A 24301-nucleotide genomic window follows, 5' to 3' on the forward strand; every position below is an offset into this window, starting at 1 on the left:
AAAAACCGCCACTCTTGCGAGTTGGCGGTTTTTTTATTACCCAAAAATCAGTCGACTGATCAGATGTCAGCGATAGACTTCAGCGGATAGTTGGCAGGCAGTGGGCCAGCAGCAGCACCGCTATCGATCGCGGACTGTGCCACCGCAAGAGACACAACACCCAGCAGGCGAGTATCAACCGCCTTTGGAATAATGTACTCACGGCCAAAAGACAGCGACTCCAGACCGTAGGCATCCAGAACTTCCTGGGTAACCGGCTCTTTCGCCAGACCAGCCAACGCCTTGGCTGCAGCCAGTTTCATTTCTTCGTTGATACGCTTGGCACGGACGTCCAGAGCACCACGGAAAATGAACGGGAAGCCCAGTACGTTGTTTACCTGGTTCGGGTAGTCAGAACGACCGGTTGCCATGATGGCATCAGGACGTGCTTCCGCCACGATTTCCGGCATGATTTCCGGAGTTGGGTTAGCACAGGCAAAGATGATCGGGTTGGCCGCCATCGCCTTGATCTGTTCGCCAGTCACCATATTAGGGCCAGACAGACCCAGGAAAATATCAGCGCCGTCCAGTGCATCATCCACAGTACGCTTGTCGGTTTCGACAGCGAACATGGCCTTGTACTGGTTCAGGTCATCACGACCGCTGTGGATCACACCTTTACGGTCACACATAAAGATGTTTTCAGGCTTCATGCCCGCCAGGATCATCAGCTTGGAGCATGAAATCGCAGCGGCACCGGCACCCAACACGCACATTTTGGCGTCTTCGATTTTCTTGCCGACAACTTCCAGTGCGTTCATGGCACCAGCAACCGTGACGATTGCTGTACCGTGCTGGTCATCGTGGAATACCGGAATATCACATTGCTCGATCAGGGTGCGTTCAATTTCGAAACACTCTGGTGCCTTGATGTCTTCCAGATTGATACCACCAAAGGTGATTGCAATACGGCGTACAGTATCGATGAAGGCTTGTGGGCTCTCGCTTTCCACTTCCAGATCGATAGAATCAACACCGGCGAAACGCTTGAACAACAAGGACTTGCCTTCCATAACCGGCTTGGATGCCAACGGCCCCAGATTGCCCAGTCCCAGAATAGCGGTACCGTCTGTAATCACGGCGACCAGGTTGCCCTTGGCGGTATATTTATAAGCGTTTTCTGGATCGGCAGCGATTTCTTTGACCGGCTCAGCCACACCAGGGCTATACGCCAGCGACAAATCGCGAGAAGTTGCGGCAGGCTTGGTCAGTTCGACACTGATCTTGCCGGGCTTGGGAAATTGATGATAATCCAGAGCTGCTTGCTTGAGATCTTCTGACATAGTGCTCATCCAGTCGTTTTTTGTATTGTAAATATCCCTGGGCTCGACGCGTAACGCTATTGCCTGACAAGACAACATCCGCGAAAGGGGCGTCTTTAATAGCAAAAAGCCTGAGGTTTTTCCACTATATCCTTGAAATAGGCCCAGCGGCTGCAGTTCTTTTGCGTTGATTTTATCTGTCCTGACATGCAGCAATTTCAGACCAATGCATTCAGACAAAAGTTGTAGGGATATTGACCCTCGGCAATTGCAGAACCACACGCAAGCCCGGATAAACATTCTCAGCAATCACGTTGCCACCGTGCAGCTCCACAACCCGCCTGACTAACGCCAGCCCTAACCCATAGCCCATATCACCAGCAGCAGGGCTGCGAGCGTGATCGACCTGGGTAAAAGGAGAAAAGATGCGCTCCAGCATGTCATCGGGAACTCCCGGCCCCTGGTCTGAGACCGAAATATCCACCCGCTGGTCAACCTCCATCACACGAATCGTCAAGCGCCCGGCGTCCGGGGAATAACGGATGGCGTTACGCAGCAGATTATCGACAGCCCGTTCGATCAGCACCCAGTCCCAACAGCACTGCTGCGGTGCCCCGGCATAGTCTCGACGCACGACAATGTATCGGGCTGCCAGCTCCAGCTCGGCATCCTGTAACCAGATATCCAGCTGTTGGCAGGGACTCCGTGTTTCCAGCTGTAATTGCCCGGAACTCAGTTGTGATAAACGAGCCAGATCGAGGATCTGACTGATCAGGTTCTCCACCTGGAAGGCAGCCCGCTCAATCCGGTTGTGTTCTGCGGCAACCACCCCCTGCTGATCTTTTTTACGGGCGATACCCAGCGCTATCTGCAGACGGGTCAGTGGTGAACGCAGCTCATGGGAGACGTCATGCAACAGTTGACGATGGCTGTGCAACAAACCTTGGGTTGCACCGGCCATACTCGCGACCTCCGCCACCAGCACCCCGATTTCATCCTTGCGGCTGATATCTGCAGCAAGCGCGGTCACATCAAAGTTACCCTCGGCCATTTGCCGCACTACCCGCTGCAAACGGCGCATCGGCAAGGTCAGGTTCCATACCAGTAAAAAACACAGCAGCGTCACTACCACCACAATGACCAGCGGTACGACCCAGCGGCGATTATCGTCCAGAAAATTTTCCCAGGCCTGGCGAGACACGCCAATATAAAGATAACCACCACTTTGTACCGGCCCAAGCATCAGCCAGCCATCGTTCTGGCCATACAGTGATACTCCCAGATCACCGGCGCGGTCGGCAAACTCTTCAAGGTCATGAGGTAATTCATCCACCCGATCGACGGGGACCGATACCAGATTCCAGCCCGGTTGCAGCTCACGCCAGAGCATCCGTCCCTCGGCGACAATCGGCGGTTGACGTTCCATCAGGCTCAACAGCAAACGGGAATCGGCCAGATCCGCCGTCCTCATAAAGTCATTATCGACCCAGTCACTGGTGGTCACCGCCAGCCCCATGGCGAGGAAAATGACCAGCCAGAACCAGACAAACACCTTGAAATACAGTGAGCGATACCAGCTTACCCGAGTGACAGCGGGGTATCTGGCCATGGCTCAGGATTTCACCAGCAAATAGCCACGACTGCGCACCGTCTTGATCCAGTCATTGCCGTCCTCACGGCGGCCGAGTTTTTTACGCAAGTTGCTGACGTGCATATCAATCGAACGGTCGTAAGCCATCAACGAACGCCCCAGTGCTGACATTGACAAGGTATCCTTACTGACCAGCTCGCCCGCGTGTTCCATCATGCATTGCAGCACACCAAACTCGGCACCGGTCAGCACCAGGTTTTCGCCATCCAGACAGACGCCACGATCACTCGGTGTTAATACCAGAGTACCGACCTGAATCGCGCCTTCTGCAGCCGTCGTGGTGCTGTCGCCCGTCATGTCGATACGACGGAACAGTGCCCTTATACGAGCCACCAACTCATGGTGATGGTAGGGCTTGGCAATGTAGTCGTCTGCGCCATGCTCCAGACCCAGCACCCGATCAACACTTTCTCCCCGCGCCGTCAGCATAATCACTGGCACCTGCGACTCGGCACGAATACGGCGCAAGACCTCAAACCCATTAATTTTGGGCAGCATAACGTCCAGTAATATCAGGTCGTAGTGACCTTTCAACGCCTGCTCCAGACCGCTTTCTCCATCATGCACGGGGGTTAGTTCAAATCCTTCCAGCGCCAGGTATTCCTGCAGTAGTTCGCCCAGTTCGGTATCGTCGTCGATCAGCAATATTGATTTCATTCGGTTCCTCCCGTTCTCAGTCTAGATAGTCCATGGATTGCGCTCTAACGGGTTTACGGTTTTTTGCAACAGGTGTTGGATCTTGACAGAGCCAACATCAACAACACTCAGTGATCCAGCAAGGTCGCCATCCAGCGGGTTTGTGGGCGGGTTTCCAGTGCAATCTTGACGACCATGGTCAGGGGAATCGACAGCAGCATCCCGACTGGCCCCAGCACCCACCCCCAAAAGACCAACGACAGAAACACCACCAGGGTCGACAATCCCAGCGTCCGGCCCATCATGCGCGGCTCCAGTACATTACCAAACAGCGTATTCACCACCACATAGGTAATAGCCGTCACCAATGCAGAACCGGGCCCCAGCTGAATCAAGGCAATCAGCACCGCCGGAACCGCCGCAATAATAGAGCCGATATTGGGAATATAATTCAGCAAGAAGGCGACCAACGCCCATACCGGCGCATAATCCACACCAATGACCCACAGCACCAGACCAATACTGACGCCAGTTCCCAGACTCATCAGAGTCTTGATTGCCAGGTAGCGCTGTACCAGATCACTGAAGCGCTCAAAATGGGCAAACGCGCTGGTTTGCTCACCAAAAGCACGCTTCAGTTTTTCCGGCATACCCGATGCTTCCAGCAAGATAAACACCACGGTAAATAAAATCAGAAAGGCATTGGTCAAGACACCGCCAAGACCATTAAACACACTGGCGACCATACTCATGACAACGCCAGGATCCACGTATTCACGTAGCAGGTTGGCAGGCACCTCAACGCCCTGAGCATTCAGCCAGGTCACAACCCCTTGCATCAGATTTTGCAATTTTGTTTCGTACAGCGGTATGTCCTGATAAAACGCGTTCACCGTGCCACCAAGAAACAGCGTCAACCCGGAACCAATAATCAGAAACCCCAGCATCATCATCAAGACCGCCAGCACATCCGGGATACCACGGCGCGAGAGCCAATGCATGATCGGCGCACTGAGCACCGCAATAAAAACGGCCAGCAGAAAGGGCACCATCATATCGGCAGCGCTGCGGACACCGGCGATAACAATAATGGCCGCCGCCAGTGTCACTAACAAATTGCTGGTCACATGGCTATTGGTCGACATAAATCCTTCCCTGAACGTCTATGGAGGCTAAATACCGCCAACTTACACCAGCCAGCGCCAGGACGCATCCATCCTGATACGGCTGTGCGACGGGCTTGGCAACCACTTGAGATTTCTGTATTATCTGCGGCTGTTTTGCGGAAGTGGCGAAATTGGTAGACGCACTGGATTTAGGTTCCAGCGCCGCAAGGTGTGAGAGTTCGAGTCTCTCCTTCCGCACCATCTTGTTTCAGATCTCCAGACCCTGATATTTTTCCCACTTTTTTGGAAGTGTGGAAAATCAGCGCTTCAAGCGCTCTTGTTACGGTCATTGGTTACTGCCATTGGTTACGGTCTTGGATTCACGACTTCGGTCGTCACTGAGAACACCAGTTCAAGCACCGCTCTCTTGCCTTCCTGAAGCCTGCCGATACACGCATTGCCAGACAGGCCACCTTACGACCATCGGGAGAGGCTTGCATGATGGCAATCTTGCCACCTGCCTTCATATCACCAGACAGCCCGGGTAAAAGAACCATCTTCGACATTTACTCGATATATTTCCTGCTGATCGCCGTCACTGCTTTCCAGGCGAACGAGCAGGTCATCACCGAATATTCCGCCATCCTGAAAAGTTTCACATCATTGGAGCCTGACTCACTGCCAGAGCCATTAGTGGCAGGAATATCGCTTCCCTCACCACTCCTACTACCGCCACCGCAAACACTGATGCTGGCCAACAGCAGCAGTCCTATACATTATTTCATGGATGATTGAGTGAAAAACGGCATCGTCACATTTCCTTATTAGTTCCCAAACAGCCCCTGGAACATAAAAAAAGCCGCCTGAATCAGGCGGCTTTTTGGTACGTCACAGCCAGTCACGGCAGTCATCACATACCGCCAGATACCACTATTTTGTGATTGGCAGTAGTGTGATCTCGACACGACGGTTCAACTCTTTGCCTGCCGCCGTGCTGTTTGTCGCAACCGGCTGACTCTCGCCAAAGCCGACTGCATCCAGACGCACGGAGTTAATCCCCTGAGATTGCAGGTAATTGGAGACCGACCTGGCACGCTGTTCCGATAAGGCCTGATTAAAGCCTTCGGAGCCATCACTGTCAGTATGGCCAGACACCACAACCAACGTTGAATCATATTCTTTCAGCACCACCACCACAGAATTCAGCACATCGTAAAAGTCGGATGCTATCGCCGCACGGCCAGAGGAGAAAGTGATATTGCCCGGCATAATCAGGTTAATGTTGTCGCCAACCCGCTCAACACTGACACCCGACCCCCGCAATTGCTTACGCAATTTCGCTTCTTGAGCATCCATGTAATACCCGATACTGCCACCGACCAGACCGCCACCAGCAGCAGCAGCCAGAATACGGCGATTACGGGTGCCGCTTTTTTCATCTTTGTTGGTCGCGTATGCAACCACAGCGCCAACACTGGCACCAATACCCGCTCCTATCGCGGTTTTGGATGTTTTTTCTTCGCCAGTGTAGGCATCGAACGTGGTACAACCGCTGGTCAACATCATTATTGAAACAACTGCAGCAATCCTTTTCATACTAGCTCTAGCTCCTGAAAACATTAACATTAAAAAACCAAAACAAGCCGCCATAGTACGGCTTTGTGCTGCTTTTTATCACATTTTCAGCAGGCACTTCGGTAAGCAATACGCCGTTCGCCTGGCAAGGCCATCCTCCGGGCTGAGTCATCAACGCCAAACGGCGGATGCTCGCCACAGGGCTTACTGGATTATTGTAATTTCAGGATACCAATCAGCGGCTGTACTCAGGCAAACACGGCGATCGACTCGGCGCATTCACGCAGCATCAGCACCCGCTCGAAGAGGGCATTGGCATCTTCAAAACGGGGGGTTGGGCCAACAATCCCCAGCGCCCCGACCAGAACCTGACCCGAACGCATCACAGGTACTGCCAACGATGTGACGCCCCGTTCAAATTCATTGCTCACCAGCGCATAACCGTTCATGCGGGTCTTTTTCAGATCGGCACGCAGGTCATCGATACGGGTTCTGGTGGCTTCCGTATAGGCCGTACGCGGAGCCTGCTGCAACAGCTGATCTTGTATGTCGACGGGCGAAAATGCCACCAGCACACGACCAATACCGGTAGCGTGTAATGGCAGCCGATAGCCGACGGTAAAGCCTTGGGTAATCATGCCCGGATCCCCCGGAGAATGGGCAACATAGATGGCTTCAACCCCGTCCAGCATGGCGAATGAAATGCTGTCGCCCAGCGTCTGCGAGTACGACCGTAAAATCGGCGTGACATGCTTGCCAATGTCCCGGCCTTGCAGGAATTCTCCAGCCAATCCCAGAATTTTGGGCGTCAACTTGTACACCCGGTTGCTGCACTCCAGATAACCCAGATACTGCAGTGTCAGTACCAGCCTGCGCGCCACCGTTCGGTTGAGCCCGGTCTTGGTCGCAATGTCGGGAATGGTCATTGCGCGATCGCGGCCATTAAACGCAGCCAGGACTTCCAGACCTTTCACAAAGGTCATCGAGATGTCTTTTTCATTGTAGTTTTCAAACATATTGAGTCACCTGCCCCAGGCTATCCCTCTCTCACGCTGCTGGCTTCCGAGCGCATCTGCTTTGTTTTCTTTGTAATTCGATCATTTGGAAAGAATTTGACTTGGCTCAAGGCCAAGACCTATAAGATTTGATCGATATTCAAACATAGGTTCGATTATCGATCAAATCTTATAAGCCGCCGTGGAGCCATTGATGAAAGCCGTGAAAAGAAATCTGTCGAGATTTGCCCTGTCCAGCCTGCTGGTGATCAGTTCCGCCTCAACCTTGGCTGCCGAAGCCAATCTGCGTTTTGCCCATTTCATGCCGAAAAACAGCTGGCAAAGCGAACGCATGTTCGATTCCTGGAAAAAAGCCGTCGAAGAACAATCCGCTGGCCGTATTCAGGTCACGGTATTCCCGGCACAAACGCTCGGCAAGGCCCCTGCCGGATATGACAACGCCAAAAATGGCATTGCCGATATTGCCTGGACAGTTCAGGGCTATACCGCTGGTCGCTTCCCGCTCAGCCAGATTATGGAATTGCCGGGCCTGTTCAAAACCGGGGCGGTTGGTTCCTGTGCCTTCCAAAAACTGTATGACAGTGGCGTACTCGACAAGGAATACGAAGAAACCAAGGTGTTGTACGTCCACACCCACAGCCCCGGCCACCTGCACACCAAAGATCAGGTTGTGACCTCACTGGAGGATCTGAAGGGCCTGAAAATTCGCCGCCCAACCGATCTGATTGGCGAGCTGATTTCCGAGCTGGGTGCCGAGCCGGTCGGTATGCCGGCACCCTCGATTTATCAGAGCATGCAGCGTGGTGTAATCGACGGCTACATGTTGCCCTGGTCTGCGGTCAACAGCTTTCGGGCGTATGAAGTTTCCAAGCAACACCTCGACTTCGGTTTCTACTCTCTGGCCTTTGTCACCACCATGAACAAGCGCGCTTACGACAAACTGCCCGCCGACCTGAAGAAAGTGATCGACGACAATTCCGGCATGGACTGGGCAGTTAACGCCGGTCAGGGTTATGACGATGCAGATATTGTTGGTCTCGCCAAGATCAAGGAAGAAGGCGGCACTATTAACGAACTCTCTGCCGAAGAACGCGCCCAGTGGCAAACCATTGCCGATGGCGTCACGAAGAAGTACATCGCCAAGCTGGACAGTGAAGGCCTGCCCGGTACGACGACCTACCGTAGTGTGAAAGGCTATGTCAGCGAGTGTGAAACCGAGCTGAATTAAAGCCGTTGAGCAGGGAGAAATAACGTGGAAGCAGTGATCCGATTTTTCGACAAAGTGGCCTTCGTCGCCCTGGTGTGCATGCTGTTTGTGGTAGTTGCCAGTGTCCTTGGACGGCTGGTGTTCGATCTCAGTGGTGGTGAACTGCAATGGGTCATACCCGGCTCGGTCGAGCTGGCCAGTTACTCCCTGCTCATGATGGTATTTGCCTCGCTGCCACGTGCAGCGACTCACGGACTGGTGAGCGTCGAGCTGTTGATCGACAAATTTCCCGACTGCGTCAAACGCGGACTCGAGCGTGTCTGGCACCTGCTACTGGCGGCTTTCGCCGCCGTTGTTGGCTGGCTGTTTTTCGGCACCATGGAGGAAATGATCGATCGCGGCGATCGCTCCCAGGATTTGGGCATTCCGCTGTACCTGTTTTATGGCGCCCTGGCGGTATGTTGCGGTGCCATTGTGCTTACCGGACTCTGGCTCGCGCTGCGCCCGCAACGCCCTGTTTCCCATCACGACTAACCGGAAGGTAATACGATGGATCCTCTTGTAATTGGTCTGGGTGGCATGGTGGTCATTCTGCTATTGCTGGCATTGGGCTGCCCGGTCGGGCTGGCGATGATTCTGGTCGGGGCGTCAGGGTTCGCACTGATTGTCGGGGTTGAACCCGCTTTAAACGTGCTGGAAACGGCCGCGTTTGAAACCGCGTCTAACTACTCGTTTACTCTTATCCCCTTGTTCCTGCTGATGGGCAGCCTGGCCGCCCGTGCCGGGTTTTCCAAAGATCTGTTTGAGTCCGCCCGCTATTTCACCAAAGGCTGGAACGGCAGCCTGGCCTTGGCGGCCGTCAGTGGCAGTGCGGCGTTCTCGGCCATTTCCGGTTCATCGCTGGCGACCGCCTCGACCATGACTCGGGTGGCCTACCCGGAAATGATGAAACAGGGTTATCACCCACGCCTGGCGGCCGGATCGCTGGCCGCCGGAGGCACGCTGGGCATCATGATTCCACCTTCGGTCGCGCTATTGTTGTATGCACTGATTACCGAGCAGTCGGTCGGTGACATGTTTCTGGCCGGATTTCTGCCCGGCTTGTTGGCCTACGCCCTGTATCTGGCCACCGTGGTGATCATGGTACGCAAGTGGCAGCCCACCGGCGATCAAGCACCGGATGAAAACAGCTCGTTACGTAAAGCCTTGATCCAGTTTGCGCCGGTAGGATTGTTATTTGGCCTGGTGATGGGCGGTTTGTATGGCGGCTTGTTTTCGCCCACCGAAGCCGGTGGTGTTGGTGCCGGACTCGCATTGGTGTTCGCCCTGTTTCGCGGCTTGGGCTGGGAAGATTTCCGCGAGGCCGTCATTGAAGCGGTGGCCGTGACCTCCACTATTTTTGTGATTCTGATTGGTGCGGAGGTGTTTGGTTTTCTGTTGTCGGTCAGCCAGGTGTCGTTCGCCATGGTCGATATGATTGACGCCTACCAGCTGTCGCCCTGGATGGTGATGGCACTGATTGTCGGTTTCTACATTGTCATGGGCTGCTTCCTCGAAAGTCTGGCCATGATCCTGCTGACCGTCCCCATTTTCTACCCGGTGATTGTTGCCAGCGGCTTCGACCCGATCTGGTTCGGCATTATTGCCGTCGTCACGGTAGAAACCGGTCTGATTTCTCCACCCGTGGGCATGAACCTGTTTGTGGTACAGGGGGCGACCAAAAACCTCCATATCAACGATGTCATGGTCGGGGTCATTCCCTTCGTCCTGGCCGATTTTGTGCGGCTGGCCATTTTGATGGCTTTTCCCGCTATTTCACTTTTTTTACCCGAGCTGCTGGGCAACTGACACGCCGTTTTCACAGGGGATAACACTATGAGCAACACAACGATCAACATCGGTTTCAAACTCCCGGACGGCAACATCCAGCACATTGACGCGCCCCTGGGCCAGAGCATCATGCAGGCCGCTATTGTTAACAATATTGACGGTATCGAAGCGGAGTGTGGCGGCAGCTGTATGTGTGCCACCTGTCACCTGTATGTACCCGACAGCCTGCTGAACAGCCTGATCCCAGCCAACGATGAAGAAGCGGAAATGCTGGAAGAAACCGCCGCCGAGCGGCGGCCAAGCAGCCGCCTGGGCTGCCAACTGCTGGTCACCGACGCCATGGCGGGGCATATCTTCGAACTGCCGGAATGCCAGTCATGACTTCCGTCTCACGGCCGCCAGCCAACCGACGACAGGCCGCAGAGACAGGCACCGTGATTATTGGTGCTTCCCATGCCGGGGTACAGGTCGCGGCCTCATTACGAGACCAGGGCTACCGCTTGCCGATTACCCTGCTGGAAGCCGGAGCACACCTGCCGTACCAACGCCCACCACTGTCGAAGACATACCTGAAAGACGGTCTCGACAACAGCCAGCTGGCGTTACGGGGCGCTGCCTTCTATCAACAGAAACACATCACTTTGCTGTGTAACCACCGGGTCAGTCAGATTGACCGCGCCAACCAACGCATAACCGCACAGCATGGCAGTCGCCGCGTCACCTTCGACTACGACCGGCTGGTGATCGCCACCGGTGCGGCAGCCCGCCAACTGCCGCTGGCGTCCGGAGTAACAGGCGTCAGGGTGCTGCGAGACATGGACGATGCCATCGCCCTTAAAGCCGATTTCGATAACGCTCAAACCGTCGTCATCATCGGCGCCGGATTTATTGGTCTGGAAGTCGCGTCAACGGCCGTCACACTGGGTAAACAGGTGACCGTTGTCGAACACGGCGGTCGTATTCTGCAACGTCTGTTGCCCCCACAGCTGTCCGCGTTTCTGCTGCAGATTCACCAGCACAACGGCGTCAGCTTTTGCTTCAACACGGCGGTTGAGGTTCTCGCTCTTGCCGACAGCGGCCAGACCCATCTGCGGCTGAGCAATGGCCAGACACTCAGTGCCGACCTGGTTGTCGTCGGTATTGGTGCCACCATCAATGACCAGCTCGCGCAAGCGGCAGGAATCGTCTGTGACAACGGTATTCTGGTCGATCTGAACGGCCAAACCTCAGATCCGGCGGTGTACGCCTGCGGTGACTGCACCACCACCATTGCCCCAGACCCAGACCCAGACCCAACAGAGGGCCAGCGTCACCCGCCAAGCCATATCGAATCGATACAAAACGCCGTAGACCAAGCCAAAACCGTCGCCGCCGTCATTACCGGCCAACCAGCTCCCGCACGTGTCGCACCCTGGTTCTGGTCAGACCAGCAAGGCATCAAGCTGCAAATGGTCGGCACAGCACTGGATTACGACGACCTGATTGTTCGTGGCGAGCTGGAGACCGGCAAATTCTCGCTGCTGTATTACCAGCACAACCGCTTGTGCCGGGTGGATTCAGTGAATTCACCCGCCGACCACCTTGCGGCGCGCAAGCTGGTCAGCCAACGCTACCCATTGCCCAAAGATGCCGCCGCCGACACCACGGTGCGTCTGAAAAGCTTTACCTAATTCGCTGATGACTGCCTGACAGCAGGAGATACTTACTAATGATGAGCCAGGAAAAAAACGACGAACTCAGCCTTGTAAAGGCATCCGACCCGGCGGGCAAACTGTTGCGCCAATACTGGATGCCTGCCGCCTTGTCGGAAGAACTGGAAAGCGATCGCCCGGTGGTGCCGGTCAACCTGTTGGGCGAAGAACTGGCGCTCTTCCGCAACGAAAACAACGAGCTGGTGCTGATGGATCGTCATTGCCCGCACCGGGGTGCCGATATGTGTTTTGGCCGCAAAGAAGACGGCGGTATTCGCTGCCCATTCCATGGCTGGAAGTTCGACTCCAGCGGCCAATGCCTGGATCAGCCAGCCGAGCCGGAAGGCTCAAAATTCCACGAAAAAATCCGTATCAACACCTACCCGTTGCACGAAGTGAACGGCATTATTTTCGCCTTTATGGGCAGCGGAGAGCCACCCGCCTTCCCGGACTTCGACTGCTTCAAGGCACCGGACAGCCATGTCTTTGCCTTTAAAGGCCTGTGGGAATGCAACTGGCTGCAAGCGCTGGAAGTCGGTATCGATCCGGCCCACGCCTCGTTCCTGCACCGCTTTCTGCTGGATGAAGACCCTGAAGACAGCTACGGCAAGCAGTTCCGCGATACCGCCGCCGATACCAACATCCCCATGACCCAGGTATTACGCGAGTTTGATCGCCCCGAGATTATCGTCAAGGACACCGACTACGGCCTGCGCATCATCGCCCTGCGCGACCTGCAAAACGGCACCAGCCATGTACGCCTGACCAACCAGGTTTTCCCTTGCGCCATTACCATTCCCATGTCGAATGAAATGACCATCACCCAATGGCACGTCCCCATCGACGACGAAAACTGCTACTGGTTCTCGATGTTCACCAGCTTTGGCAAGCCGGTCGATAAAGACACCATGCGTGCCCAGCGCCTGCAAGAACACACCCTGCCCGACTACGCCCCGATCCGGAACAAACGCAACCACTATGGTTATAACCGGGCCGAATAGGAAACCCTGACCTGGACCGGCATGGGACTGGACATCAACGTTCACGACCAGTGGGCGTGTGAATCCATGGGCAAGATTCAGGATCGCACCAACGAACATCTGGGCACCACCGACAAAGCCATCATCCAGCATCGGCGCAAACTGCGTAAGGCCATCAAGATTGTCAGCGAAGGCGGCGACCTGAGCGAGTTGCCACTGCAAGTTAACGCGGCCCAGGCTCAAGCAATCAAAGGCCCTGTCGCCATTGACGCCATCGCCCCGACCCAGGACTGGGAAACCGTATGGCGAACCAGTGACCAGCAGCGCCGCGCCGCCTGCGACTGGGATGCTGAACGGTAAGCGCAAACTCACTTTAACGCGTCAGGATCCCGCCTTGCCCATTGCTAACGGCTGGCAGGCAGACCTGCGAGGAGAACACCATGACTGCGGTATTCGACCATGAGAACAGCTTTTCCGGTAGACACAGCCTCTGGAGCGCGGAGCAGGTATCGGCCTGCAAAACCCTGCTCGACACGATGCAAACCAACAACCTTGAAGTAATCCGGGTGTCATTTGTTGACCAGCACGGTGTACTGCGAGGAAAAACCATCGTTGCCAGCGGCCTGGCTTCAGCCTTGAGCAAAGGCATCACCATGAGCTCGACCATGCTGCTGAAAGACACCTCGCACCGCACCGTGTTTTCCGTCTGGCAAGACGATGCCGGGTTTGGTGAAGGGCAAATGACCGGAGCCAGCGACGTGCTGATGTTGCCCGACCCTACCACCTTCAAGATATTGCCGTGGTCTCCTCACACCGGCTGGATACTGGCCGATCTGTATCAAACCGATGGCACACCGGTTGAACTGTCGACCCGCGCCATTCTGAAACAAGCCCAGCAACAGCTCAACGCCACGGGTTATGAATTTATTGCCGGGCTGGAAGTGGAATTTCATGTTTTTCGCACCATCGACAAACCACGGAACCATAATGATGCCGGTCAGCCAGGAACACCGCCCACCACCGAACTGCTGAATCAGGGTTACCAATATCTGACCGAAGAACGTTACGACGAAATGGAAGACGTCTTCGACCTGATCCGCCGTAACGCCCAGGGTCTGGGTTTACCGGTACGCTCACTGGAAGTGGAATTTGGCCCCAGCCAGTTCGAAGTCACCTTTGACCCGGCTCCGGCGCTGCAACAAGCCGACAACATGGTGCTGTTCCGCTCCATGGTCAAACAGGTGTGCCAGCGCAACGGCCTGCACGCCACTTTTATGTGTCGGCCACGCTTTGAAGACTCCATGGCCAGTGGCTGGCACCTGCACCAGTCCATTGTGGCGCTGGACAGCGGCAAAAACTGCTTTGAACCCGCTGTTGGCGAACCCATATCTCGCCTCGGCCAACACTGGATTGCCGGTATTCTGGCCCACGCCAAAGCCAGCTGTGTGTTATCCACGCCGACCATTAACGGCTACAAACGCTATCGACCGTTTACCCTGGCACCGGACCGCATTCAATGGGGCAAAGACAATCGCGGCGCCATGGTGCGTTGCCTCGCCAACCCCGGAGACAACGCCAGCCGCATTGAAAACCGCGTCGGCGAACCGGCCGCCAACCCTTACCTGTATTGTATCTCGCCTCCCAGATCATCAGTGGTATGGATGGCGTCAAGCGCCAACTGGAACCACCAGAGCCGGTTTCCAATCCCTACGACAGCAGTGCCGAAACCCTGCCGCAATGCCTGATGGATGCCGTGACACTGTTCGAAACCAGCGAGCTGTACCGCCAGTCATTCGGCACCACTTTCGTGAATTATTACAGCCATATCAAAAAAGCAGAATGGAACCGCTATCTGACGACCGTTTCGGAATGGGAAGAGCGGGAATACTTTACTTTGTTCTAACCGGCAATGAATACCGAATAATACATACACAGGCAGAGGTCTATATGCCCCATCTGGTCATTGAATACGCTCGTAAAATAGAGCATCAAACAGCGCTCCAGCCACTGCTGCAACAGCTGTTCGAGGCCGCCTGCAAGGGTGGCATTATCCAGCCGCAAGACCTCAAGCTACGGGCGCTACCCTACGACCAGTTTTTGCTGCGAACACCGGACGAAACCTTCCTGCACATCACCCTGTCGCTCCTGGAAGGACGCACCGACACACAAAAAGAACAACTCGCCATCAACCTCCGGCAGGTGCTGACAGAGCAATTACCCAACGTCACCAGTCTGAGTATCGACATTCGGGATATGAATGCCATCGCCTACAAAAAACGGCTGCTACCGTTACATAACCCGGAATAATTTACCCGGTTGCTCACTCATCCAGACACGCGATAGCCTGAGTCCAGCTCGCTGATTCCCAGTCCGCTCTTTTTGATCACCCGAAGCTGGGTTGGAATACGTTCTTTCATGGCTTCAATATGGCTGATCACGCCAATCATTTTGCCGGAGGCGTTGAGGTTATCCAGCGCGTCGAGGGCGATATCCAGCGTTTCGCTGTCCAGCGTGCCAAAGCCTTCATCCAGAAACAGCGAGTCGATGCTGGTTTTGTGGCTCACCAGATCAGCAAGCGCCAGTGCCAGTGCCAGACTCACCAAAAAGCTTTCGCCGCCAGACAGGGTATTGGTGTCCCGTTCGCTATCTCCCTGCCAGGTGTCCAGTACGGCTAGTTCCAGACTGGCGTTTTGCTTGCGCCGCAGCAGGTAACGACCGTGCAGCCGTTGCAGCTGTTGGTTCGCCAGATAAACCAGATTATCCAGTGTGAGCCCTTGGGCAAACTTGCGGAATTTATCGCCGTTTTGCGAACCGATCAGCGAATGCAGCGAGTGAATATCATCGTAGTGGCGGGTGTATTCGGCAATTTTTTCGAACAGCGCTTGCTGGCCCAGGCGGCGGGACTGATCCGAAGTGAGTTCGTGACTGATTTCGCCATCGCGTTTGGCCAGCTGCTCGGACACCCCGTTCAGCGCTGTCAGTTGCGCTTCAACGTCTGCTGGCGGCATTGACTGGTAGTCAGCGGCCTGTGGGTTTTCCAGAACTGCCTTCAACGCTTGTTCAGCATGATCGAGCAAGGCCTTGGCGCGTTCGAGTTCGCTGTCCAGTTGCTGCTTTTGTGCCGTCAGTAACTGGCGTTCCGGTTCAGACAACAGTGCTTGCTGAAAAGCCGCTTCGTTATCAAACGGGCTGGCCGTCAACAGCGACAGCCAGTTCGCTTGCTGTGCTTGCAGCCGGATTTGCAACCCATTGAGGCTGTGTTGCTGGTTGTTCAACTCTGCCACCAGCGCTTGATGGTGGCTGGATATTGCGTGGTGCTTACTCTGTGCGGTGTTGTAGTCGGACTCGGTTCCTTGAAGGCGTTGCAGGCTCTTTTCCCGCTCTTCCCGCACAATGTTGTCGCCAAACAGGTCATGACGTCGAGCTCGAAGTAACTGCAACGACTGGCTCAGCTGCGTCTGCTCTTGCTGCAGCTGAGCCAGTTGCTGGCTGCCTTCATTCAGCTGCTGCTGGCTGTGTTTCTGATCAGTGTCCAGACGGTTCAGACTGACCTTGAGCTGTTCTTTTTCCTGGCTATAAGCATCCCATTGCCCGGCATCCTGCTGCCTGGCGGCCAGCCACGACTGTAATGGTTCCGGCCCGGACTCTGGCGCTAATACCAACGGTGGCAGCTGATAACCTTGCTCACTCAGTTGCGCGGCAAAAGTCTGCCGCAGCGAGGTCAGCTGCCCTGTTGTCTTGGCCTGTTGCTGCTGGCTGTCGGCCAGATTCTGGCGGGTGTTAGCAATAGATTGTTCGGTCAATTTCAGCGCTGCGCGCCATTGTTCCACCTGCCGTTGTGCAGTATCACGTTGCTGTTTGCTGTCATCGTACTGCTGGCGCAGGGCTTTCAGTTGCTGAATGGCGTTGGTGTAGTATTGCTGCTTGGCTTTTTCGTTGTCTTCGTACTGCTGCAATGCCACGGCATCGGTAATGGAGCCGTCGAAATTCAGGCTTGCCGCCCCCTGTAACCATTGTTGTTCCAAACTGGCGTGCTCGGTCTGGATCGTCGTCAGGCGTTGTGTCACGTCTTGCAGATAGCGCTCGATGGACTTGAGCGTCTCTTTGGCTTCCAGCCCCTGCTCTCTGATCACGCTGAGCGCTTGTTCGGCGGCCTCTTTGTTTTGGATGTTGTGCGACGCGCTGTTTTGCCCGCCGGTTAACCCATCGGTGGGCAGCCCTGGATGCAACGTTAGATGCAACGCTGGATGCTCATGGGAGCCACATAAAGGACACTCCTCTCCTGCCTGTAACGCCGTTCGGTAATGAGCCAACTGTTCATCCTGAGTCACCAGCTTGCTCAATGCCTTTACCAGCTGTTCTTGCTGTTGAAACCGCTGTAGCAGCTGGGTACGCGTCTGCTCAACCATGGCGTAACGGCCCCGTTCGACTTGTTCCGTTGTTTGCTTGTCTTGCCGCTCCTTTGCAAGCTGTTGCCACTGACGGCGGATTTGCTGCATTTTCAACAGCACCGCATAGTGAGCCGTCAGCTGATCACGCTGTTGCTCCAGTGCATCCAGATGGCCATGTTCACTGGTGGCCCCCATCAGCCGGTGATTGGCCTGTTGCCAGGCCTGTTCTTTATTCAATGCGTCGGCCTGAGCCGCCAGATAGTGCTGTTCGTCCTGAGCCTGTGTGTTTTGCTGTTGGGCCAGCTGTTGCAGCACGCTGGATTCTTTTTCGGCCAACTGACTCAGCAGCTGCTGTGCGTCCTGAATCTGCCGCGCCTGCAACTGCCATTGGCCCAGATGCTGTTTTAACGACTGGTCAGCCGGATGCTGCTGTAAATAGTGCTCAACGGTTTTGAGCTGCTGCGTCTGGTGCTGAATCTGCTCATGCAGTAATGCCAGTTGCTGCTGGCACGTCTCTTTTTTATCACTGAACGCTTTGATACGACCGTTTCTGTCGTGCAGTTTTTCCTGCTCGGCAGCGATCTGCTGATCCAGCGGCACAACGTGATCATTCAACAATCGTTCTTGCTGTTCATGGCGCACTTTTGCCGCCTGCAGCAGCACGCCCTGCTGCGCAAACTGTTCTGCGGCGGTTGTCATTTGCGTTGTCAGGGTTTGTTCTTGTGCCTGTTTTTCACGGCAGAGTGCCTGACTCTGCTCGACTTGCTCGCGAGTGGCGCTTAACAGAGTGAACGGGGTATTCAACTGCACCGCCGGTTCACTTTGCTGCAAGCGTTGCATCTCTGGCTCAGCGGCAGTCTGTTGGGCTTTCGCGGCCTGCAAGCGTTTGGTATTGGTAGTTTTATGCTGTTGGGCCAAATCGTGCTGTTGCCACCAGTCACGATGAGCAGACGTAGCAGCCAGCTTGAGCCTGTGCACCTCTTGCTGTTGCTGCAGCCGGATTAACTCCTCCTGTAACTGCTGTTGCTGGTCTGCGGTCAGCAGTTGCACACCGTTGGCTTGTGACTCCAACTCGGCCAGTGTTTGCCTGGCCTGTGAATACTGTTCATGCACACGCACGGAAATCTGGCCATAGATTTCCGTGCCGGTCAGTTCTTCCAGCAGCTCTGCTCGCTCACCTTCTTTGGCATTCAGAAAGGCCGCAAACTGCCCCTGGGACAACAACATGGATTTGGTAAAACGGGAGAAATCCAGCCCGGTAATGGCTTCAATCATCTCTCCTTTAGGGCGTACCTGAGTCGCCAACACCTTGCCGCTGGCCACTTCTGCCAGCTCGACATCGGCCTGTTGCAGATTGCCATCGGCCTTGCCACGCGAACGGCGCATGCTCCAGTGCGCCCGATAAGCCGTACCTTTTACCTCAAACTGCACTTCCGCCGAACACTCTGCGGTACCTCGCGTCATGATCTCGTTGGAGGACGACGTAACTTGCCCCAGCCTGGGCGTCTGATGGTAGAGCGCCAGACAGATGGCATCGAGCAAGGTGGTTTTACCGGCCCCGGTGGGGCCGGTGATGGCAAACAAGCCGTTATCAACAAATGGCGGTTGGGTGAAGTCGATTTTCCACGCGCCTTTGAGCGAATTCAGATTCTTGAACTGAAGGCTTAAAATCTTCATGACGTGTGCTCCGGGTGCTCGATTTCCGCGAGGATCTGCCGAAACTGCGCTTCGATTCTTGTCCGTCGGGCTTGCTCCGTTTCGCCGTCAAAGGTTTCCAGTGCCAATCGTTTGGCAAAGACATCGGCTGGGGTTAACTCCGCCAGCGTTTCTCGCACCTGCTGAGTTAACCCCTGCCGGGCGGTATTACGTGCACGACGCAGCTGCAACACCTCCACCGCCAGGCCATCGGTCAAGACTTGGATGCGTTGCGGCAAATCGGCGAGGTAGTCCTGCCCCTCTACCTCAATACACAACCAGACCGGTTCAGTTGGCGGTACATGAGCGTAGGTTTTTAACGCTGCTTCGATCGCGACAAGATCCCCTTTGATCACTGCCAGTGCCTGAAAGACAGGGACTTCCAGCGGCGTGATCGCTACGGTTTTAGCCGCTGCAAACTCCACCATCAATACCTGTTTGGTGGTTTTCAGCTCGTCAAAACTGAGCGGAATAGGCGAACCGCTATAACGAATATGCTCGGTTTTGGCGACCCGCTGAGGCCGGTGAATATGCCCCAGGGCAATGTAATCCGCCGGCGGGAAACCATCCGCCGCAAAGCCATCCAGCGAACCGATGTAAATATCTCGCACCGAATCCGACTGACTGACCCCGAGTGCGGTCAAATGACCGGTAGCAATCACCGGTACGTCGAGTTGTTTGGCCGTTTTGAGCGCCAGCGCCGCCTGATACAACTGATGATAGTGCTGCTTGATCGCCTCGCCTAACGCCTGACGCTTCTCCAGCCCGGATTCCCCCGCGCTGCTCTGCAACACATCCCGAGGGCGGATAAACGGAATCGCACACACGATCGCGCCCGTATTGCCGTGGCGGTCGTTAAGCTCAATAATTTGATCATGGGCTTGAGCCTGGCTTTGGGTGCCGAGCTCCTGGCTGTGTGCTAACGCCTGTACGCTGGCAACGACATAGGTATTCAGGCATGCCACCAACTGTTTTGATTCGTTCAGGGTCGATACCGAATCGTGATTGCCACCCAACACCACCAAGGTACAGCGGCACTGACTGATCGCGACGATAAAGCGGTTGTACATTTCTCGTGCATAACTCGGTGGCGTGCCGGTATCGAAAATATCCCCCGCCACAATCACTGCGTCGATTTCCTCGACCCGCACCTGCTCCAGTAACCAATTCAAAAACGCCTGATGCTCGGCCTTGCGACTCTTGGTAAAAAAGCTCTGACCCAGGTGCCAGTCAGACGTATGCAGAATTTTCATGCCGCTTATCCGTAACCATGAATGAATGGCGGATAGACTATCACAGAGAGGTGGAACGGATGGTCAGGCGAGGGGTCACCTATTGCTCTACGAAGCGCACGGGCCGCTGGCCCGCATCGACAACGATTGATACGCTTCTGTATGACCGACGGCACTCACTGAACAGATGCAAACCCACACTGGAAAGACGACAAAAGCGGAAATGATGTATTCCCGATCAATTCGGATCATTAACCCAGCTTTTCAGTCAGTAAGCCTTCCAGAATTTTCTGGTCTTTTTCGAAACCACGAATCCCTTCAGCCAGTTTCTCCGTCGCCATGGCGTCCTGGTTCAGATCCCAGCGATATTCGGCTTCCGTCATGATAGCTGGACGCTCAATCACATCGCCTGCGTAGCTCAGAGCACGGTTCAGCTCACCCTTGGTTTCCGACAGTTCGGTCAGTAATGCCGGGCTGATGGTCAGGCGGTCACAACCGGCCAGGGCCAGAATTTCACCGCTATTACGGAAACTGGCACCCATCACGACCGTTTGATAGCCATGCTGTTTGAAGTATTGATAAATGCCCGCAACAGAAAGTACGCCGGGTTCTTCCGCCGGAGCGTAGTCGACGCCCGGGTTGGCTTTTTTGAACCAGTCCAGAATGCGACCCACGAAGGGTGAGATCAGGAAGACGCCAGCTTCGGCACAGGCGCGGGCCTGGGTAAAGCTGAAAATCAGCGTCAGGTTGCACTGGATGCCTTCTTTTTCCAGGATTTCAGCGGCTTTGATGCCCTCCCAGGTAGCCGCCAGTTTGATCAGGATACGGTCACGGCCAACGCCTTGTTCTTTATACAACGCCACCAGTCGGCGGGCCTTGTCGATACTGGCAGCGCTGTTGAATGACAGACGGGCATTCACTTCGGTCGAAATGCGACCGGGGATGTGTTGCAGAATCGCAGCGCCCATGGCAACCGACAGCCGGTCACAGGCATCATCGATTCGAGTCGCTATGCTGTCTCCCTCTGCCGCTGCCAGTGAGGCATCGACGGTGGCATCGTACTGGCCGGACTGAACAGCTTTTAACACCAGTGAGGGATTGGTCGTGGCATCTTCCGGTTTCAGAGTCTGAATGGCAGCCAGGTCGCCAGTGTCGGCAACCAGTGTGCTGTAGTGTTTCAGTTGCGCAAACAGGCTTGGCATAACAGGTTCCTTTTGATCGTATTGGTGCGGGGTTAGCAGCGGTTGAATTGGGCTGGCCGCAAGCGGTAACAATTGATAACAAATAGTACCCATATGCTGTTCATTTGCCAGCGCAATTCGGATCCGGGTTTATGACTGGTCAGTAATAACGGCCTTTACGCATTTCGCGGTCGGCAAAACTCTGGCTCGCCCTTAGCGCATCCTCGACACTACGTTTGCCCACCAGCGCAGCGCTGATCTGTTGGCCAACCACAATGCCTATCGTCTGAAATTCAGGAATGGCGGCAAATTGAATACCGATATAAGGCGACGGGTGCAGGGTACTGTTTTCTGAATTGGCACTGCTAATGGCCTGCAACTCAGCATCGGCAAAGGTGGCGGCTTTGATAAACTGCTCGTTCTCATAGGTCGAGTAACGGGTTCCTGTTGGTACGCGAGCCCAACCAGTGTCCTGTCCGACCAGATTAATGTATTCCCTGGACGTGGCCCATGAAATAAAACGGAGAGCCTCGTCCTGGTGCCGCGCAGAAACGGGTATCGCCAACGCCCAGGCCCATAGCCAATGGGAGCCTTTGGGCGTCAGTTGGGTGGGAGCCTGGGCATAAGCCACCTTGTCTGCGACGCGGGACAAGGCCGGGTCGGAGATAAAGGACGCGGCAATGGTGGCGTCCACCCACATACCACATTTACCTTCATTAAATAGTGCCAGGATTTCGTTAAAGCTGTTGGCAGACGAATCGGGCGGCCCGTAGCGTTTCATCAAGTCGACGTAGAAGCTGATAGCATCATGCCAGGGCTGGGTATCGAGTTGCGGCTTCCAGTCCATATCAAACCACTGACCACCCCAGGTATTGACCATCGTCGTCAGTAAGGCCACGTTATCCCCCCAGCCTGGCTTGCCACGCAGACAGATACCGTATACGCCGTTGTTTTCATCATGAATCGCAGCCGCGACTTTGGCGATATAGTTCCAGGTCGGACGCGGTGGTATGTTTAATCCAGCCTTTTCAACCAGATCGGCACGGTACATCAACATCGAGCTTTCACCGTAAAAAGGGGCTGCTACCAATTTACCGTTGTTCGACAGACTGCTGCGAATTGCAGGTAGCAGGTCATCAACGTCGTACTCCGGGCCAAACTCCAGTGTTTTTAGCCAGCCTCGCTCGCCCCAGATCGGGGCTTCGTACATACCAATGGTCATCACATCAAACTGGCCATTCCTGGTAGCGATATCAGTCGTTATGCGCTGACGTAGCACACTTTCTTCGAGAGTGACCCACTTCACCTTGATATCCGGGTTGGCTTTTTCGAACTGCGGCGTCAGCTTTTGCATTTCGATCATGTGGCCGTTGTTAACCGTCGCAATCACCAGTTCGGTAGCGGCCTGCGCAGCGAAAGACAGCGCCATCATGGCACTGAGTACGGCAGTAGCTAACTTGAATGGCATTTCGATCTCCTGACGACTTGTTATTCTTGTGAGGTCTGGGCTGTTGACGATAGGCAACGTGACCTCACGTTACCATTATTTTAGCTGCGAACGTGGATATCACACGGACGTTTCGCCAGATTCAGCAGTCAAGGGATTACCCCTGTCGCACGGAACTCATGTCTCTTTAAAACACCAGCACTACCCCGAATTGCACCCCCAGCAAGCGGCTGCGCGAGATATTCAGGCTTTCGCTCAGCAGCTCGATCTGCACCCGGCGATGGTGCATGCCCACCCGGAAGGCCTCGCCTTTGGAATCCAGCGCCAGTGTCCAGGCAAAGGTATCCGGCTGCCAGCGGAGACCCAATTCATGGCCATTGCGGATCCGGTTCAGATAGCTACGGAGGGTGATATCCAGCTCACTGGTGAGCGCGTATTGCTGGCGCAGGGTATGCACCCGTGGCGGGCGCAGTACACGGTCGTCATAAAATTCGTAACCATAAACAAAATAATCACTATCGGTTGTCAGGGCACCATTATCATACTGCCAGTTTTTGTTGGCTATCGTCCCTGGCATATCCGGCCAGTCGATCCTGGCCAATAGATTGTAGCCTTGATAATCGATCTGATAATTCTGCCAACGCCAATGAAACGCCAGATCAAGGCTGTAAAGGTCACCGTACGAGCGCCCATCCAGCGCTCGGGCAGGCGGGATTTTATCTTCGGTATAGCCATAATCCACATCCAGATCACCACCCCAGTGATCAGCATCCAGATAGTTCATGGTGCCACTCACGTCCCCCCAGATCAGCCGATACAAACGCAACCAGGTAATCGACGGGGTGATCGACCACTGATTGGCTCGTGCAGATTCAAAGTCCCAGGACAGGCTCAGGCCTTCACCCTGATAGTGCCTGGCACGTACTTCAGCCTCAACTTCGTACCTATCATCCAGCTCAACATCGTTGGCCTCATAATAAAAACCGCGCGCCAGCGCATTGGGGAATTCGTACTCGGCATGATGGCGAGAAACGTAGCCGATGGAGAAAGGGCCATAGCCGACCGTTGCCACTTCCTGCATCCACAGAAAGCCGTCATCGCCATCTTTCAGGGTGCCGTTCCAGTCGTTGGTGATTTCCGCCACTGCCATAGCACCAGACCAGGCGTAAATATCCTGGCTGTAGGCGACACGCCAGTCCTCAGCCTGAACCGGCCCAATAAGGGTCGCTCCGGCCAGTATCAGTAGCGGGCATAACAACCACCGGCGGTTCCTTATCGTCATAGATCTTTCCTTGGGGGTTGCTGATTCCAGCAATAACAAAAAAACAAACCGATAAAAAAAACAAACAGGCAAAAAAACAG

At 54.9% G+C, this 24301-nt stretch carries 20 protein-coding genes, 1 tRNA gene and 1 pseudogene; 11 read left to right on the forward strand and 11 right to left on the reverse strand.

Annotation, left to right across the window (positions count from 1 at the left end):
- Positions 1 to 59: 59 nt before the first annotated feature.
- The 4 genes from SOJ49_RS19085 to SOJ49_RS19100 form a co-directional block, all read right to left on the reverse strand.
- Complete coding sequence (locus tag SOJ49_RS19085; protein ID WP_369856056.1) at positions 60 to 1322, reverse strand: malic enzyme-like NAD(P)-binding protein; 1263 nt, start codon at positions 1320 to 1322, stop codon at positions 60 to 62.
- Between the two features lie 211 nt (positions 1323 to 1533).
- Positions 1534 to 2910 (reverse strand): ATP-binding protein, encoded by a 1377-nt coding sequence (locus SOJ49_RS19090; protein WP_369856057.1) that lies wholly within the window; start codon positions 2908 to 2910, stop codon positions 1534 to 1536.
- A gap of 3 nt (positions 2911 to 2913) precedes the next feature.
- Positions 2914 to 3609 (reverse strand): response regulator, encoded by a 696-nt coding sequence (locus tag SOJ49_RS19095; protein ID WP_369856058.1) that lies wholly within the window; start codon positions 3607 to 3609, stop codon positions 2914 to 2916.
- 107 nt (positions 3610 to 3716) lie between these two features.
- Positions 3717 to 4733, reverse strand: coding sequence for an AI-2E family transporter (locus tag SOJ49_RS19100; RefSeq protein ID WP_369856059.1), 1017 nt, complete (start codon positions 4731 to 4733; stop codon positions 3717 to 3719).
- A 137-nt stretch (positions 4734 to 4870) separates the two neighbouring features.
- Between SOJ49_RS19100 and SOJ49_RS19105 the strand changes: the two genes are divergently transcribed.
- Both SOJ49_RS19105 and SOJ49_RS19110 read left to right on the forward strand, forming a co-directional pair.
- A tRNA-Leu gene (locus tag SOJ49_RS19105) sits at positions 4871 to 4955 on the forward strand.
- 237 nt (positions 4956 to 5192) lie between these two features.
- Positions 5193 to 5489, forward strand: a complete 297-nt coding sequence (locus SOJ49_RS19110) for a hypothetical protein (protein ID WP_369856060.1) — start codon at positions 5193 to 5195, stop codon at positions 5487 to 5489.
- Between the two features lie 135 nt (positions 5490 to 5624).
- Here SOJ49_RS19110 and SOJ49_RS19115 read toward each other — a convergent pair whose 3' ends face one another.
- On the reverse strand, positions 5625 to 6290 hold the full coding sequence (locus tag SOJ49_RS19115) for an OmpA family protein (protein ID WP_369856061.1): 666 nt from the start codon (positions 6288 to 6290) through the stop codon (positions 5625 to 5627).
- Positions 6291 to 6517: 227 nt separating this feature from the next.
- The gene (locus SOJ49_RS19120) at positions 6518 to 7285 is read right to left on the reverse strand and encodes an IclR family transcriptional regulator (RefSeq protein ID WP_369856062.1); all 768 of its coding nucleotides are present in this window, start codon (positions 7283 to 7285) and stop codon (positions 6518 to 6520) included.
- A 193-nt stretch (positions 7286 to 7478) separates the two neighbouring features.
- Between SOJ49_RS19120 and SOJ49_RS19125 the strand changes: the two genes are divergently transcribed.
- The 9 genes and pseudogenes from SOJ49_RS19125 (at position 7479) to SOJ49_RS19165 (ending at position 15300) form a co-directional block, all read left to right on the forward strand.
- A complete protein-coding gene (locus SOJ49_RS19125) occupies positions 7479 to 8513 on the forward strand; it encodes a TRAP transporter substrate-binding protein (RefSeq protein WP_369856063.1) in 1035 nt (344 codons plus the stop codon).
- A gap of 24 nt (positions 8514 to 8537) precedes the next feature.
- Positions 8538 to 9026, forward strand: a complete 489-nt coding sequence (locus SOJ49_RS19130) for a TRAP transporter small permease (RefSeq protein ID WP_369856064.1) — start codon at positions 8538 to 8540, stop codon at positions 9024 to 9026.
- Between the two features lie 15 nt (positions 9027 to 9041).
- Positions 9042 to 10340 carry a TRAP transporter large permease gene (locus SOJ49_RS19135; RefSeq protein ID WP_369856065.1) on the forward strand — a complete coding sequence of 433 codons (1299 nt, stop codon included), beginning with the start codon at positions 9042 to 9044 and terminating at the stop codon, positions 10338 to 10340.
- Between the two features lie 27 nt (positions 10341 to 10367).
- Positions 10368 to 10703, forward strand: coding sequence for a hypothetical protein (locus SOJ49_RS19140; RefSeq protein WP_369856066.1), 336 nt, complete (start codon positions 10368 to 10370; stop codon positions 10701 to 10703).
- On the forward strand, positions 10700 to 11992 hold the full coding sequence (locus SOJ49_RS19145) for an NAD(P)/FAD-dependent oxidoreductase (RefSeq protein WP_369856067.1): 1293 nt from the start codon (positions 10700 to 10702) through the stop codon (positions 11990 to 11992). Before SOJ49_RS19140 ends, SOJ49_RS19145 begins: the two co-directional genes overlap by 4 nt.
- A gap of 119 nt (positions 11993 to 12111) precedes the next feature.
- Positions 12112 to 13353, forward strand: a pseudogene (locus SOJ49_RS19150) (Rieske 2Fe-2S domain-containing protein).
- Between the two features lie 80 nt (positions 13354 to 13433).
- Entirely contained in the window at positions 13434 to 14738 is a 1305-nt protein-coding gene (locus tag SOJ49_RS19155; protein WP_369856068.1) for a glutamine synthetase family protein, read from the forward strand.
- Positions 14651 to 14896, forward strand: a complete 246-nt coding sequence (locus SOJ49_RS19160) for a hypothetical protein (RefSeq protein ID WP_369856069.1) — start codon at positions 14651 to 14653, stop codon at positions 14894 to 14896. The genes SOJ49_RS19155 and SOJ49_RS19160 overlap by 88 nt, the downstream gene beginning before the upstream one ends.
- A 44-nt stretch (positions 14897 to 14940) precedes the next feature.
- On the forward strand, positions 14941 to 15300 hold the full coding sequence (locus SOJ49_RS19165; RefSeq protein ID WP_369856070.1) for a 5-carboxymethyl-2-hydroxymuconate Delta-isomerase: 360 nt from the start codon (positions 14941 to 14943) through the stop codon (positions 15298 to 15300).
- A gap of 17 nt (positions 15301 to 15317) precedes the next feature.
- Here the strand turns inward: SOJ49_RS19165 and SOJ49_RS19170 are convergent, their stop codons facing one another.
- The 5 genes from SOJ49_RS19170 to SOJ49_RS19190 all read right to left on the reverse strand — a co-directional run bounded on the left by SOJ49_RS19170 (position 15318) and on the right by SOJ49_RS19190 (position 24221).
- Positions 15318 to 19061 (reverse strand): AAA family ATPase, encoded by a 3744-nt coding sequence (locus SOJ49_RS19170; RefSeq protein ID WP_369856071.1) that lies wholly within the window; start codon positions 19059 to 19061, stop codon positions 15318 to 15320.
- A complete protein-coding gene (gene sbcD / locus SOJ49_RS19175; protein ID WP_369856072.1) occupies positions 19058 to 20332 on the reverse strand; it encodes an exonuclease subunit SbcD in 1275 nt (424 codons plus the stop codon). The genes SOJ49_RS19170 and sbcD overlap by 4 nt, the downstream gene beginning before the upstream one ends.
- 230 nt (positions 20333 to 20562) lie before the next feature.
- Entirely contained in the window at positions 20563 to 21513 is a 951-nt protein-coding gene (gene tal, locus SOJ49_RS19180) for a transaldolase (protein ID WP_369856073.1), read from the reverse strand.
- A gap of 139 nt (positions 21514 to 21652) precedes the next feature.
- Positions 21653 to 22960 (reverse strand): sugar ABC transporter substrate-binding protein, encoded by a 1308-nt coding sequence (locus SOJ49_RS19185; protein ID WP_369856074.1) that lies wholly within the window; start codon positions 22958 to 22960, stop codon positions 21653 to 21655.
- Between the two features lie 166 nt (positions 22961 to 23126).
- A complete protein-coding gene (locus tag SOJ49_RS19190) occupies positions 23127 to 24221 on the reverse strand; it encodes a hypothetical protein (RefSeq protein WP_369856075.1) in 1095 nt (364 codons plus the stop codon).
- Between the last annotated feature and the right edge of the window lie 80 nt (positions 24222 to 24301).

This window comes from Candidatus Thalassolituus haligoni, assembly GCF_041222825.1.
Taxonomy (GTDB): Bacteria; Pseudomonadota; Gammaproteobacteria; order Pseudomonadales; family Oceanobacteraceae; genus Oceanobacter; species Oceanobacter antarcticus.

Excerpts from the sequence above, each read along its gene's own strand:
- SOJ49_RS19085 (WP_369856056.1), bottom strand. The coding sequence starts at position 1,322 with ATGTCAGAAGATCTCAAGCAAGCAGCTCTGGATTATCATCAATTTCCC.
- SOJ49_RS19090 (WP_369856057.1), bottom strand. The coding sequence starts at position 2,910 with ATGGCCAGATACCCCGCTGTCACTCGGGTAAGCTGGTATCGCTCACTG.
- SOJ49_RS19095 (WP_369856058.1), bottom strand. The coding sequence starts at position 3,609 with ATGAAATCAATATTGCTGATCGACGACGATACCGAACTGGGCGAACTA.
- SOJ49_RS19100 (WP_369856059.1), bottom strand. The coding sequence starts at position 4,733 with ATGTCGACCAATAGCCATGTGACCAGCAATTTGTTAGTGACACTGGCG.
- SOJ49_RS19110 (WP_369856060.1), top strand. The coding sequence starts at position 5,193 with ATGATGGCAATCTTGCCACCTGCCTTCATATCACCAGACAGCCCGGGT.
- SOJ49_RS19115 (WP_369856061.1), bottom strand. The coding sequence starts at position 6,290 with ATGAAAAGGATTGCTGCAGTTGTTTCAATAATGATGTTGACCAGCGGT.
- SOJ49_RS19120 (WP_369856062.1), bottom strand. The coding sequence starts at position 7,285 with ATGTTTGAAAACTACAATGAAAAAGACATCTCGATGACCTTTGTGAAA.
- SOJ49_RS19125 (WP_369856063.1), top strand. The coding sequence starts at position 7,479 with ATGAAAGCCGTGAAAAGAAATCTGTCGAGATTTGCCCTGTCCAGCCTG.
- SOJ49_RS19135 (WP_369856065.1), top strand. The coding sequence starts at position 9,042 with ATGGATCCTCTTGTAATTGGTCTGGGTGGCATGGTGGTCATTCTGCTA.
- SOJ49_RS19140 (WP_369856066.1), top strand. The coding sequence starts at position 10,368 with ATGAGCAACACAACGATCAACATCGGTTTCAAACTCCCGGACGGCAAC.
- SOJ49_RS19145 (WP_369856067.1), top strand. The coding sequence starts at position 10,700 with ATGACTTCCGTCTCACGGCCGCCAGCCAACCGACGACAGGCCGCAGAG.
- SOJ49_RS19155 (WP_369856068.1), top strand. The coding sequence starts at position 13,434 with ATGACTGCGGTATTCGACCATGAGAACAGCTTTTCCGGTAGACACAGC.
- SOJ49_RS19160 (WP_369856069.1), top strand. The coding sequence starts at position 14,651 with ATGGATGGCGTCAAGCGCCAACTGGAACCACCAGAGCCGGTTTCCAAT.
- SOJ49_RS19165 (WP_369856070.1), top strand. The coding sequence starts at position 14,941 with ATGCCCCATCTGGTCATTGAATACGCTCGTAAAATAGAGCATCAAACA.
- SOJ49_RS19170 (WP_369856071.1), bottom strand. The coding sequence starts at position 19,061 with ATGAAGATTTTAAGCCTTCAGTTCAAGAATCTGAATTCGCTCAAAGGC.
- sbcD (WP_369856072.1), bottom strand. The coding sequence starts at position 20,332 with ATGAAAATTCTGCATACGTCTGACTGGCACCTGGGTCAGAGCTTTTTT.
- tal (WP_369856073.1), bottom strand. The coding sequence starts at position 21,513 with ATGCCAAGCCTGTTTGCGCAACTGAAACACTACAGCACACTGGTTGCC.
- SOJ49_RS19185 (WP_369856074.1), bottom strand. The coding sequence starts at position 22,960 with ATGCCATTCAAGTTAGCTACTGCCGTACTCAGTGCCATGATGGCGCTG.
- SOJ49_RS19190 (WP_369856075.1), bottom strand. The coding sequence starts at position 24,221 with ATGACGATAAGGAACCGCCGGTGGTTGTTATGCCCGCTACTGATACTG.